This window comes from Sphingobium scionense, assembly GCF_014197035.1.
Taxonomy (GTDB): Bacteria; Pseudomonadota; Alphaproteobacteria; order Sphingomonadales; family Sphingomonadaceae; genus Sphingobium; species Sphingobium scionense.
Genome location: NZ_JACIEU010000030.1, coordinates 1 through 12,977, shown reverse-complemented (window position 1 = coordinate 12,977; position 12,977 = coordinate 1). Strand labels below are relative to the sequence as shown.

The 12,977-nt window shown below is 53.0% G+C and carries 12 protein-coding genes; all 12 read right to left on the bottom strand.

Going from position 1 to position 12,977, the window contains the following annotated elements; genetic code table 11:
• Positions 1-396 precede the first annotated feature (396 nt).
• Positions 397-594 (bottom strand): DapH/DapD/GlmU-related protein, encoded by a 198-nt coding sequence (locus GGQ90_RS29450; protein WP_281391459.1) that lies wholly within the window; start codon positions 592-594, stop codon positions 397-399.
• A complete protein-coding gene (locus GGQ90_RS23985; protein WP_188084197.1) occupies positions 591-887 on the bottom strand; it encodes a hypothetical protein in 297 nt (98 codons plus the stop codon). The genes GGQ90_RS29450 and GGQ90_RS23985 overlap by 4 nt, the downstream gene beginning before the upstream one ends.
• A gap of 65 nt (positions 888-952) precedes the next feature.
• Positions 953-2,269, bottom strand: coding sequence for a hypothetical protein (locus tag GGQ90_RS23980; RefSeq protein ID WP_188084196.1), 1,317 nt, complete (start codon positions 2,267-2,269; stop codon positions 953-955).
• Positions 2,266-3,354, bottom strand: coding sequence for a glycosyltransferase (locus GGQ90_RS23975; RefSeq protein ID WP_188084195.1), 1,089 nt, complete (start codon positions 3,352-3,354; stop codon positions 2,266-2,268). Before GGQ90_RS23975 ends, GGQ90_RS23980 begins: the two co-directional genes overlap by 4 nt.
• A 2-nt stretch (positions 3,355-3,356) precedes the next feature.
• The gene (locus tag GGQ90_RS23970; protein WP_188084194.1) at positions 3,357-4,607 is read right to left on the bottom strand and encodes a hypothetical protein; all 1,251 of its coding nucleotides are present in this window, start codon (positions 4,605-4,607) and stop codon (positions 3,357-3,359) included.
• Positions 4,608-4,618: 11 nt separating this feature from the next.
• On the bottom strand, positions 4,619-5,920 hold the full coding sequence (gene wecC, locus GGQ90_RS23965) for a UDP-N-acetyl-D-mannosamine dehydrogenase (protein WP_188084193.1): 1,302 nt from the start codon (positions 5,918-5,920) through the stop codon (positions 4,619-4,621).
• A complete protein-coding gene (wecB, locus tag GGQ90_RS23960; protein ID WP_188084192.1) occupies positions 5,917-7,080 on the bottom strand; it encodes a non-hydrolyzing UDP-N-acetylglucosamine 2-epimerase in 1,164 nt (387 codons plus the stop codon). The genes wecC and wecB overlap by 4 nt, the downstream gene beginning before the upstream one ends.
• A gap of 71 nt (positions 7,081-7,151) precedes the next feature.
• On the bottom strand, positions 7,152-9,074 hold the full coding sequence (locus tag GGQ90_RS23955; RefSeq protein WP_246428414.1) for a polysaccharide biosynthesis protein: 1,923 nt from the start codon (positions 9,072-9,074) through the stop codon (positions 7,152-7,154).
• A 68-nt stretch (positions 9,075-9,142) separates the two neighbouring features.
• Positions 9,143-10,966: a glutamine--fructose-6-phosphate transaminase (isomerizing) gene (gene glmS / locus GGQ90_RS23950; protein WP_188084190.1), complete on the bottom strand. Its 1,824-nt coding sequence runs from the start codon at positions 10,964-10,966 to the stop codon at positions 9,143-9,145.
• Positions 10,967-11,032: 66 nt separating this feature from the next.
• On the bottom strand, positions 11,033-11,350 hold the full coding sequence (locus GGQ90_RS23945) for a hypothetical protein (RefSeq protein WP_059153587.1): 318 nt from the start codon (positions 11,348-11,350) through the stop codon (positions 11,033-11,035).
• A 576-nt stretch (positions 11,351-11,926) separates the two neighbouring features.
• Entirely contained in the window at positions 11,927-12,235 is a 309-nt protein-coding gene (locus tag GGQ90_RS23940) for a hypothetical protein (protein WP_236711414.1), read from the bottom strand.
• A gap of 34 nt (positions 12,236-12,269) precedes the next feature.
• A partial coding sequence (locus GGQ90_RS23935) for a serine/threonine protein phosphatase (protein WP_188084189.1) occupies positions 12,270-12,977 on the bottom strand: 708 nt, incomplete at its 5' end.

The following is a 12,977-nucleotide window of genomic DNA, read 5'->3' as shown; positions in this document are numbered from 1 at the left end:
GACAGGAACCGACACCACATCGGCGTGCGGCCCGTTGGAGACGACCCGGTCGCTGGGCTGAAAACCATTCACCCCGGTCCCGGCTTCGCGCACGATGCCGACATTGCAATAGCCAAGGGGGATAGGTTGCCCCAGTTTCGAGCGAACCGCCTCCATCGTGGTCAGCAGCCCGTCCGTGCGCACCTTGTCCAGAACCTGGGCGACCTTTTCCGGCTGCTGCCGCGCCTTGGCGACAAGGCTGGCGCGGCCGAAATCGACCAGCATACGCTCCGTCCCGGCGGAGATAAGCGATACGGCCGTGTCGATGAGCAGCTGCCCGCGCCGAGCTGCTGGCGCGGGGCAATCAACGAGCTCGGTTCTGCCTGCCGAGAGGTCTTGAAGGACTTGTTTCACTGACTAATTCCTGAAACGAATAAGTTTAGCGGGGATACCCCCAACGATGGCGCATTGATCAACATTGCGGGTGACGACAGCGTTCGCGCCTATTACAGCTCCATCCCCAATAGTAACCCCTGCCAGAATGGCGCAGCCGCGCCCGATCCACACATCTCCGCCCACCTCGACAGATGCTAGTATCAGCGGCTGATGCTTCATGGGGCTGCTAAGGTCCATGCCGTGTTGCAATCGCGGATCGAGCAGTATTCACCGATCATGCTTCCCTTACCGATCCCGACAAATTGAGCCACACTGATAAAAACACCCTGCGTTAGCGTCACATCGTCAGCGATGGAAAGCACGCTGCCGGCCGGACTATCAACGGTCGTATCTTTGCCGATGTAGACACCTGCGCCGATGCGAACGCCCGCATGAAAGCCCTGCCTGATCCTTAGGCCACTTTCGACACGCAGTCCTCGCCCGCATTGTCCCCCTGAAAGATAATCAACCACCGGACCACAAAGCCGCGGAAAATGTCGCGAACCCGACCAAGATCTTGGTAGCGCTTCCCAAAAGGTTAAGCACGGCTTCCCCCAGCAGAAATTTTGGCCCCAGTATTGTGTCGATCTAAATATATTAAGAACTGTGCGACTAGCAAAGCTACAGTCATAACGACTAACGGCGCGTAAAATGATCCTCTTGCAACCATAAATGAAAAATATATACAAGATCCCCAAACGAAAGATCTTTGATATATGGGTATTTTATTCAACCACCAGTCCAAAGCTCTGAAAATTGCGACAAACCATCCAATCCAAATAAAAGAATATATTCCAGTATCGGCATATGCTGATCCAAAGAACGTAGCATGCATCGTCCCGCTGCGATTTCCCATGGCTTCAGCAAACATTGTGGCTTCAAAATCAGCCGGTTTTATTCCCAAGAAGTCTAACGACGACGGAAGCCAAAATAATAGAGACCTTCCAAAATAGGAAAATTTTCCAAAATCAGATGGAGGACTTTCGGAGAGAAATCCATACATGACATAACGAACATTTGATTCTGAACCTAGTTGATCGGCAGTCAATGCCGACCATGGGATTTTGCCAGCTATGAGTTGCATCGCAAAATCTAGTCGCGCGTCCATTGAAGGGAGGTTTCGCAATAGCTTAAATAATTGCAAAACGAAATCAATAGATGAAAATCCTACTGTAAATAATAATATTAATATTACATACTTGCTTTTTCCTGATTTATAAAGAATTAAACTAACAAAAATTGCAATTGAAAATACAATTATTTGTCTAGATCCACCTAATAGAAGGTAGGTAAACAAAAAAGTTGCAGCACATATAATAGCTATATAGGGCCTATTGAACCTAAGAAAATAGAATGCCGGCATTCCTATAAGAACAATTTGAGTGTATATAATTAAAAGAGAAAACTTTCCGATTGCCCCGCCCCTCAACTGTTCCATATCAGTTGTTGCAAGCGAAGAAAATCCAAAATATAGCCCGCCAAATAATACTATTATACATAACATTATTAATATGTAGTTATAAGCGTTTTTATTCGTTACGGTATATGGTAAATCTATAGAATATATACCTAGTGAAATATCACATAATTTTTCGAATATTAAAAATGAGATCATCATAAAAAGTATTTTAGTTTGTACTGACTGCATTAATTCTGCCGATAAATATATCGGCGATGCAAACGGGTGAAATGAATAATATCCCTGATCGAGGTCGAACAAGCTTGGAAAGAATACAAGGCCAATTAGACTTAAATAAAAGAATTGAGAAGCAGAATTATTCTTGCATTTTTCAATAAACAAATAAACACATAGAGATGCGTTAAAAGCGATTAAGATAAATGCAAAAAAGGTCACTTTTTTGTCTCGTTAAAATATTTTAATTTTAAGAATGATTCGATGTTGACCCTGTTTTTTACACCTTTGATTTCTTTCTGCTCTCTAGGATGTAAAGCCAAGGCTGCGCGAAGCGATGCAAGGAACGCTCGTCTATTCCCCTTCGGGTGAACAATGGCCTCTGGCGGACGCTCACAAACATTTGAGGCAACTACCGCCGCGCCCTTCGCCGCTGCGTCCCACGCCGCGATCCCAAAACTGTCCACGTCAGAAGCTCGGACATAGACGTCTGCAAGCTCCAATACATAATCAAACTCAGCAGGATTTAATCCATGGATCACCAATGCCTGTTTCAAGCCGCTTGCTTTTGCACGCAATGTATCGAGGAAGGGTGTCATCGGCCCATAGCAGCAGACTATATAACGCACGTCTTCGAAATCTGAGCTATCATTAAGTGCATCTAGCAGCCAGTCATGATGGTAAAATTCATGCGCATATCCAGAAGATATAACGATACTTCCTTGTCCTTTATTTATCCAATTTATAACCTGATCTAATTTCGTACTGGAAATAATAGATTCTTGTTTAATGGCAGGTATATAATTATTAACTAGTATCAATTTATCATCTATAATTTTTTTTGAAATGTAGAAATTCCGTTGATCTTCACTTAAGCATCCCACGAATGAATACTGGTCTATTGCTTTCCGAAATATCCATTCTAAAACTCCTTTAATTCTCAGATTACCGTGATGCAAAATAAGAAATGTTTCGCGTTTTCTGCCTAAGAGGAAAGGATATAAATAAATAATAGCATGTGGATTCGAAGCATTAATTAGCAACTGTCGATCGCGGACCGTGAGAAGTTGCAGAAATACTATAAATCTATCTTTTAATTTTGAACTTTTAGCGACGACATGTCTCACATCGACCTTATTTTTCTTGCCGAAATAAGGGTCAATAACTCCCTCCACGTTAATCGATTTCGTATGCACTAGCCGCTCTACGAACGTGGAAACTCCGCCTGCAGGCTCTGGCGGTATTGCGCCGTAGACCCACAATCCGCAGGTCCCTGGAGTGGCTTCCAATAGCCGTTCATCTCCCATTTTTAGTCTCCTACCGTGCACAATGCTGCCTGTTTTTTGATCGCCAGCGGCAGTCGAATACAAAGGGTCAGCAGTACGACGAGCAATGCCGCTGCCATGACGGAAGACGACACGACAAGGCTCACGCCAGTGCCAAGGAACACAAAGAACAATATGACGGACGCGAGGATAGATATGGCAACCGTCAGTGCGGGCATGGTATTGCCCTTTTGGAACATATCCACGAAGCAGATATAACCGGCTAGCAATGCCGTCGATCTTAAAGCCATTGCCGCCCATGTTATCCATGCAATGGTGGACGGTATAATCTTGAAAGCTGTGAAAAGCGGGTAAAAGGCAATGGCCACAAGGCAGGTGCCCAGCAACATACCTAAGATGGCGGTAGAATAGGCCTTTGCCCTAGGCTGCCATTGATCCTGAAAGAAGATATGCCGCCGTGCGATATCGAATAGTATGTTTAGGACGGTCTGTAACGCGATCGCATATGATAGAGCCAGCAGATAATCTGCCCCTAAACGGGCATCGAATATATTCCCATAGGCCACAAACAGACGGTCGATCATACCCGCAGCGGTCATGGCAGCGGTCAGCAGCAGGACGGATGGTCCCGGCGCGCGCACCGTAAGGGTGTAGATATCCGCCAGCACATTACGCGGTGTTCGAAGTGTAATGAGTGTCTGACGGATGGAAGTCCGAAAGCGCGTAAATCCAATGAAACAGATAAAAATAAGAGCGGGCAAGGCCAGGCGATAGCCTACGCTCTCCAATGTCATGACATACATGAACGCAAGAGACAGTATTTCTGAAAAAGAAAAAACCAACATTATAAAAAGAGCCTGATTAATGTTGGATCTCGAAAGCGTTAATGAATAAAGAAATCGTTCCGAACTTTTGGAAAAAACATATAATATTGCCGCAAAAGATGCGGTTATTGACCCAATGTCACGATAGCCCAGAATATGTGGAACGGCATAGCCAATCAATACGGCGCCCCATGTCAGCACCATAGAAGACGCCGACGCCGGGGCAAATGCGCGCTCTGGATCTTCGAGCCAGAAATTCCTGTTGATAGGGGCTGCGAGCGAAGACCCTGCAGCAACGCAGAACAAAATCAGGTTAAGCTCAGTAAATTCCGTGGCTGGCAGGACATGATATGAAAGCAAAACCGCGCCAAGCGACATAGCTACGGCCAACCCCCGAATGAAGGCCGGAAGAGCAATTCTATAAAGCGCAGTAACGGATATGTTTGGCATTTAGCTGCCAGTCAGCATTGCAATGCTAGGTCAGCGTTTTGTCGTGGCACCGCTGGTGGCCGAGGCCACACACCGCGAACATCTACAACAGATTTTGTAGGCACGGCGGCGTCCTTAAACTCGCGGTGATCGACCAACATTACATGCACTTGTGCGTGGGCAGCATCGCCAACGCTCACCAATGCAGCCTTCACTAACTTAGGCGGCAGCGTCGTGATATTCGGTTCGACAGCAAGCACCTGCCCCGGATGCGTTTCGGCCAACGCCTTTACGATCTCCACCGCCGGGCTCTCCCGAAGGTCATCGATATCCGGCTTGAACGCCAGCCCGTAACAGGCGATCGTCACGTCCGCTTCGCTCTGTCCGGGGTTCGCGTCCAGATGCCGCGCGACAGCCTCCTTGACCTTGTCCAGCACCCAGTGCGGTTTGCTATCATTCACCTCACGCGCGGTGCGGATCAGGCGCGCCTCTTCCGGGGTCTTCGATACGATGAACCACGGGTCAACCGCGATGCAGTGCCCGCCGACGCCTGGCCCAGGTTGCAGGATGTTGACCCGAGGGTGGCGATTGGCCAGCGCGATGAGTTCCCATACGTCGATATCCAGCTTGTCGCAGATGATTGACAGCTCGTTGGCAAAGGCGATGTTGACGTCGCGGAAGCTGTTTTCGGTCAGTTTGGCCATCTCGGCCGTACGGGCGTTCGTAACCACACATTCGCCATCGACGAAAATCTTGTAGAGCGCGACTGCGGCGGCCGAGCATTTGGGCGTCATGCCACCGATCACGCGGTCGTTATGAATGAGCTCCTGCATGACCTTGCCGGGCAGAACACGCTCGGGGCAATGCGCGACGCGGATATCTGACGCTTCGCCGGCTGCCTGCGGAAAGCTCAGGTCCGGACGCGCGGCCGCCAGCCACTCGGCAAGCTGTTCCGTCGCACCGACGGGAGATGTCGATTCCAGAACGACCAGATTGCCGGCCTGAAGGACAGGCGCGATCGCGCGGGCCGCTGCTTCGATGTAGCTAAGATCAGGATCATGATCGTCGCCCCGGAACGGTGTCGGCACCGCGATCAGAAAGGCGTCCGCCGGCTCAGGCGTGGTAGTGGCGTGCAGGAAGCCCTCAGTGACGGCCGCATGGACCGCGATGTCGAGGTCAGGCTCGACAATATGAATTTCGCCGCGATTGATCGTCTCCACCGCTTTCACGTTGACGTCGACGCCGATCACCTTGACCTTGCGCGACGCGAACATGGCGGCTGTCGGCAAGCCGATATAGCCCAGGCCGATGACGGAAATGGTGGGGCTGGTCATGCTGCCTCGCTATCCTTGTTCTGAAAATGTCGTTCGGCCCAATCGGCCAAGGCATCGGCGATGCGCTTACACGCAGCGCCGTCGCCATAGGGGTTATGGGCAAAGCTCATCCGCGTATATTCTTCTTCATCTGTTAGAAGACGGGTGACTTCCTGTACAATCAATTGCGTATCGGTGCCGACGAGCTTGACGGTCCCGGCCTCAACGGCCTCGGGACGCTCGGTCGTGTCGCGCATGACGAGGACGGGCTTGCCTAAGGATGGCGCTTCTTCCTGTACGCCGCCGGAATCGGTCAGCAAGATATGCGCGCGATCCATCAGATAAACGAAGGGCAAATATTCCTGCGGCGCGATCAAGTGGATGTTTGGGATATCTACCAGCAGCCGGTTGACCGGCTCCTGCACCTGCGGGTTGAGGTGAACTGGGTAGACGATGTCGACGTCCGGGAAATCGGCAGCGATCTTCGCCAGCGCCTGGCATATGCGTTCAAAGCCTCCACCGAAACTTTCGCGCCGATGGCCTGTCACCAACATCATGCGGCGGTCATTGTCGAACTGCGGCAGCTGCGCCTGAACCTCGCGCACAAGGAGCTCGTCAGTCTTCAACCTGTCGACGACCTGTAAAAGCGCATCGATAACGGTGTTGCCCGTCACCAGGATATTGCTCTGATCCACGCCCTCGCGAAGTAGATTGGCTTCAGACGATGGCGTCGGCGCGAAATGCAGTGCGGTCAATGCGCCGGTAAGCTTTCGATTGGCTTCTTCGGGCCAAGGCGAGTAAAGATTATGCGTCCGAAGACCAGCTTCGACATGGCCGATCGGGATTTGGTGATAATAAGCAGCAAGGCTTGCTGAGAAGGTCGTGGCGGTATCGCCATGGACAAGCACCATGTCCGGCTGGAACTGCTGGAAGACCTCACGCATTCCCAGTAAAACCGCGCTGGTTATATCGCTGAGATCCTGCTTCGGCCGCATGATCTCAAGATCGTAAGACGCCTTGAGATCGAAAATATTGAGAACCTGGTCCAGCATCTGGCGATGCTGCCCTGTAACGCATATCCGACAGTCAAAACGTTCATCATGAGTAAGCATAAGGGCAAGAGGAGCCATTTTAATGGCTTCAGGACGCGTGCCGAAAACAAGCATAACCTTTATTTTCATAAATAACCGTCCTATTTAATGATTAAAACCAAATAATCACTATGTGGCCATAATAGATTATGGATATTACTTTAGTTTGCCATTTCCAAAAGAACTTTGGGCGAATATTCAGGCACAAGCCTCAGTAAAATGCTCAGTGCTTCTGGAACATCGCCTTGTTTTAGATAATCTTTCAGATCATCCAGGATATCCGACAATGAATTCCAAGGATGCACCGCTTCGCGCGCCTGCATGATGCGTGAATGCATGGTCGGCGCCGGATTGTCGCCGATCAGCAGCTCTTCATAAAGCTTCTCGCCGGGCCGCAATCCGACTTCGACAATTTCGATGTCGCCCTCTGGCGCCGCCTCGTCTCGCACCGACAGGCCTGAAAGCTTCACCATCGTTTCCGCCAGATCTCGGATGAGTACTGGTTGCCCCATATCAAGGACGAAGACTTCGCCGCCCTCGGCCATGCCGCCCGCCTGGATCACGAGCTGCGAGGCTTCCGGGATGGTCATGAAGTAGCGGGTGACGTCCCTGTGCGTGATCGTCACCGGGCCGCCTGCAGCGATCTGCGTCTTGAACAAGGGAACGACCGAGCCGCTCGATCCCAGCACATTGCCGAAACGGACCATGGTGAAGAGCGTCCTGTCCTGCTCCTGCGCGCGCGCTTGCAGGATGAGTTCGCAAACCCGTTTGGACGCGCCCATGACATTGGTCGGGCGCACCGCCTTGTCGGTGCTCACCAGGATGAAGCGTCTGACGCCCACCGCCTCGGCGGCGAGCGCGCAGTAGAGGGTGCTGAAGATATTATTGCGCATGCCAGCAATCGGATTGCTCTCGACCAGTGGCACATGCTTGTAGGCAGCGGCGTGATAGACGGTCTCGGGTTGCCAGCGGCGGAAGATGCGAAAAACCGAGTAACGGTCGGCGACATCAGCCAACTCTGGGACGAGCTCGACATCATAGCCTTCCGCCAAGGCTAACTGACGCAGTTCGCTCTCGATCGCGTACAGGAAATATTCCGACTGCTCGACAAGGATCAGCCGCTTGGGGCGCGAGCGGATGATCTGGCGGCAAAGCTCGCTGCCGATAGAGCCGCCCGCGCCCGTCACCATCACATTCTTGGCAAGCAGCGAACGACCCATCAGCAATTCATTGGGCGCCACGGCGTCGCGGCCGAGCAGATCCTCGACCTGCACGTCGCGAATGTCGTTGACGGCGAAATGCCCATCGATCAACTGGCCGATGCCCGGCAGCATGCGCACATGGATCTTGCGGGCTTGCAGCGCGGTCACGATTTCGCGTCGGCGCACGCGCAGCGCGCTCGGGATCGCGAGGATGACCTCATCCACCCGCCGTTCTTCCAGGACGCGATCGAGGATGGAGGAATGCCAGACGGTGACGCCATCGAGCTGCTGGTTGCTGAGGCGCTCGTCATCGTCGATATAGCCGATAAGCACCAGATGCGGCTCCTGCCGCAGGGAGTTCGCCAGCTGCTGGCCGCCGCGCCCCGCGCCATAGATGAGCAGTCGCCGCCGCTCCTCGGTCTTGCCCCGCGCGAGATGCAGAAAATCGCTGACGACGAAGCGCATGCTGAGGCGCAGGAAGATCATTGCCAAGAAAAAGATGATCGGGTGAAGAATGGCGATTGTGCGGGGCACGCCGCCTATCTGGATGAAGCCGAAGATGATCGTCAGCGGAACCATCAGGAATGCGCAGGCGTAGAACAGCCTACCCGATGCGCGGGCGCCGGAGAAGCGGATGAGGTTGCGATAGACCCCGGCTGGCCAAGCGATCACCGCCCAGAAAAAGAGCGTGGTCGCCGTCAGGATCAGCAATGCGCGCAGATTGTCCGGCCATTCTCCCAGGCGCAGGGCTAGAGCGATCCAGGCCGCGACGAGGCAAAGCAGCCCGTCAAAGCCAAAAACCAGCCATCTACGTACGGAACGCGGCAGGCTGGTCAGTGACTCCAGTGCGCTAAGAAGGGCGTTGCGCGTTTCCCTCGTCATTGCCTTAAGCATCCTTGATTATCGTACGGCGCTGCTATGGTTTCTGCCCGAACACCCGAGCGCGGCCATCACTCGACCGTGACCGATTTCGCCAGGTTGCGTGGCTGATCTACATCGGTGCCTTTTGTGACAGCCACATGATAGGCCAGCAACTGCACCGGCACGCTGTAGACCAGAGGGGCGATTAACGGATGAACCTTTGGCATGGTGATGGTCGCGAGACAACCGGCACCTGCTTCCTGGATCCCGTCATAGTCGCTGATCAACACCACCTTGCCGCCGCGCGCCTGCACTTCCTGCATGTTGCTGACGGTCTTTTCAAAGAGCGGACCCGAAGGTGCGATGACGATGACCGGTACGGTCTCGTCGATCAGGGCGATGGGGCCGTGCTTCATTTCACCAGCCGCATAGCCTTCGGCGTGGATATAACTAATTTCCTTGAGCTTCAAAGCACCTTCGAGCGCCAGCGGATAGTTGGTCCCGCGGCCCAGATACAACACGTCGCGTGCCATCGCGATTTCGGTGGCGACGGCCTTGATCGTGTCCTCATAGGCAAGGGCTGCATTGAGCGCAGCCGGGGCTTCGGCAAGATGCTTGACGACTGAATGCTCGTCCTCGTCCGACAAGCGCCCCTTGGCACGTGCCAGATTGGCAGCAAGCGCGGCGAGCACCGCCAGCTGGCAGGTAAAGGCCTTGGTCGAAGCCACACCGATTTCAGGACCGGCATGGGTCGGCAGAAGCAGATGGGCCTCGCGCGCCATGCTGCTGGTGGGCACATTGACCACGACGGCAATTTTCTGCCCCTCTTCGCGGGCATGGCGCAGTGCTGCAAGAGTGTCCGCAGTTTCGCCTGACTGACTGATAAAAAGCGCCAGCCCGCCCGGCTCGATCACCGGGGCGCGATAACGGAATTCGGATGCGACATCGAGATCGACCGGTACGCGTGCAAACTGCTCGAACCAATATTTCGCAACCATCCCTGCATAAAAGCTGGTGCCGCAGGCTACGATTGTTACGCGCTTTATCTGGGAGAGGTCGAAATCTGGGATAGGTAGCGTCAGCGTCTCGTCGATACGCCGCAGATAGGATCGCAGGGTCTGAGCAACGACGATGGGCTGCTCATAGATCTCCTTGATCATATAATGGCGATGGTTGCCCTTTGAAATCAGCTCACCGTCGACACCCGACAGGGTGACCGGGCGCTGGGTTGGCTGATTATCCTGATCAAAGATCCGCACGTCATCGCGTGAGCAGATGACCCAATCGCCTTCCTCCAGATAGATAACACGCTGGGTCAGTGAAGCGAGTGCAAGCGCGTCTGAGCCCAGATAGCTTTCCCCTTCCCCGATTCCTACGACCAGCGGAGAACCAAGTCGTGCTCCGATTAATAAATCAGGCCGATCACGAAACAGGATCGCCAGAGCAAAGGCGCCGCGGAGTTGAGGGAGCATCTCTCGTACTGCATCTATGGGATCGGCCCCGGCTTCCACCTTCTCGCTGATCAGATGCGCCACGACTTCAGTATCGGTCTCACTTGTAAAGATGCGACCGCGGGCGATGAGCATATCCCGGAGCGGCTTGAAATTCTCGATTATGCCATTGTGAACGACAGCGACCTCAGCAGTGGCATGGGGATGAGCATTGTTGATGGTTGGGCCTCCATGGGTGGCCCAACGTGTATGCGCGATTCCAACGGCTCCAAGCAGAGGGGCGACCTGGAGTTCATTGGCCAGATTGTTCAGTTTCCCGGAGGCCCGCCGCCGCTCGATCGTTCCGTCACCGCAAGTGGCAATACCGGCGGAGTCGTACCCTCGATATTCTAGGCGCTTAAGACCATCCAGCAGCCGAGCTGCGACATCCTTATGGCCTACAATCCCAACTATTCCGCACATGAAAACGGCCCCCTAAATGCGAGCGCGTCTTAATCATAACAGGCTTTGTAAAGCAAGTTATCTGCCTTACCGATGATCCCGCCTCGGCACCGGTCGCAGACGGACAACCAAGCTGATCACGAGGGGCCAGAATAAAGTATTGGCGATATCCAGATATGTGTCCGCTTGGCGCCAGCCATAGGCCATATAGTCGAGAATCTCATTGGTCGCCTCAGCCAGAATCACGAAGAAAAAAGGAATAAACGTTCCTAGCGACCGAGCGCAAATAAGGCGTGCCGTCAACAGCACCACCAATCCGGCATGTATATGCAAAATGGGGTCGGATAAGCCCGTTGTGCGGCTGATCCATAGAGTGATCTCGTGGTAGAATTCGGGAATGTTCATTTTTGGTGAGAGGTACTGCCTCGCTCAAGAATATGACAAACTTCTACCAAAAGACTATCTGGACGCAGGAATGGCCTGAGTGACATAGGGGTCACTCATGTGGATTGTAGTCCTCAAAGCTTTCATCCAGAGGATGCTAAATCGGATGAACTGCCGAATTCTCGGTTTCACGCCGCATCGCTTCATAGTATAGGGGGATGGCAACCTTAGGGGTGAGGCTTCCAATGATATTTCAGGATGGAGAATTGCGCCGCATCGTGAGCAGCAAGCCTATGCTGTTTGATGGATGGGCGTATGTGCCTATAGAATTAGTTCCCGACGTCCCTGAAACGCCGTCTATATTGGAACATGAACCGGCAGAACCGGACATGTCGCCTGCGCCGACTCAGGCTAGATAAGGCCTGAAAGCTAAGATTATGGCTAGTGGCTAATCTGGCTGATTAGGTCAGTTGAATCGGTAATCCCGATTCTTTGGCATTCGCCTATCTATATAATGCCGATGCGCTACTCGCTTGGCTGTAGTTGCCTTGGGAATGCACTCAATCCGGCGATAATTTAAGGCCTTATTTCACGACATCAATTGCTATCTGGCTTGCTATCGTTATCGTCAGCCACGATCACGATAGCACCAGCAACAATCGCAGCGCCTCCCAAGAGGGCGATTAGGGGCCCCCCCTCCAGCAGCTTGCTCGATTTCTTGGACGAGGTCACAGCCTTCACATTTGCCGCCTTGGCGACGGAAAGTGATGAAGCGGAATTTGCCATAGCCGGCGCGGCTATCAGAGACGATGTCATTACGCCGGCAAGGAGGACGCGGAAGCCCATATCGATTATCCCTTTCGAGGAAATTTTTTTTAAAATATCACTGACCGTGTGGTCGTGCAAGCCAATTCCTGCATCCACTTGTTGTCTGAACTCGTCATGCACCCTTATGTTGCGGCTGTTGACAGCTTTGTTGTAGGATCCACCGCTCGCCGCCCTCAAATCCCATCGCGGTCAGTATGCCCGAGCGATAAGCGCCTGTATCCAATCCAATTCGACCGGGGTGCTCGACTATCTTCTCAAAGATGGTATGCCCATGGATGATCAACATACCAGGAATGATGGGTCTATTTTTATTGCCAGGTGCGCGCAAGAAGTCGTCGCGGATCCAACGCAGATCGTTCGCTCTTTGCTTTTCAAGCGGTATGCCCGGGCGGACGCCGGCATGGACAAACACATAGTTACCCTCGACAATCATATCTTCGAAGCCTTCGAGGAAGGCTCGGTGGGCGGATGGAACGGCGGCTTGCAGCATCGTAGCAAGCTCGCTGAAGTCGGCTGCTTCATATGCGTGCGGCGCGATGCCATAGTTCAGGATCGTCTCCGACCCGCCGATACGATCAAAAAATCGGAGGGCATCGCGGTGACCATCCAAGGCGGTCAGGAAAGCCTCCTCGTGATTGCCGAGCAGGAAGCGCGTCTCAGGGCGTTCTGCCTTTAACGCAATTAGCCGGTCGATGACCTGGGCTGACTGTGGCCCGCGGTTAATCGTACGCATCCGATAGCAGACGCAGTGGAGCTGAGGGTCGAGATGTGAGATTATCGGCAGCGCCGCGAGGAGCTGCGTATGGAAGAGCGGGATATA

Bases quoted from the DNA above. Each gene is read 5' to 3' on its own strand.
- GGQ90_RS23955 (WP_246428414.1), bottom strand. From the start codon at position 9,074: ATGACGAGGGAAACGCGCAACGCCCTTCTTAGCGCACTGGAGTCACTG.
- glmS (WP_188084190.1), bottom strand. From the start codon at position 10,966: ATGTGCGGAATAGTTGGGATTGTAGGCCATAAGGATGTCGCAGCTCGG.
- wecB (WP_188084192.1), bottom strand. From the start codon at position 7,080: ATGAAAATAAAGGTTATGCTTGTTTTCGGCACGCGTCCTGAAGCCATT.
- GGQ90_RS23945 (WP_059153587.1), bottom strand. From the start codon at position 11,350: ATGAACATTCCCGAATTCTACCACGAGATCACTCTATGGATCAGCCGC.
- GGQ90_RS29450 (WP_281391459.1), bottom strand. From the start codon at position 594: ATGAAGCATCAGCCGCTGATACTAGCATCTGTCGAGGTGGGCGGAGAT.
- GGQ90_RS23970 (WP_188084194.1), bottom strand. From the start codon at position 4,607: ATGCCAAACATATCCGTTACTGCGCTTTATAGAATTGCTCTTCCGGCC.
- GGQ90_RS23975 (WP_188084195.1), bottom strand. From the start codon at position 3,354: ATGGGAGATGAACGGCTATTGGAAGCCACTCCAGGGACCTGCGGATTG.
- wecC (WP_188084193.1), bottom strand. From the start codon at position 5,920: ATGACCAGCCCCACCATTTCCGTCATCGGCCTGGGCTATATCGGCTTG.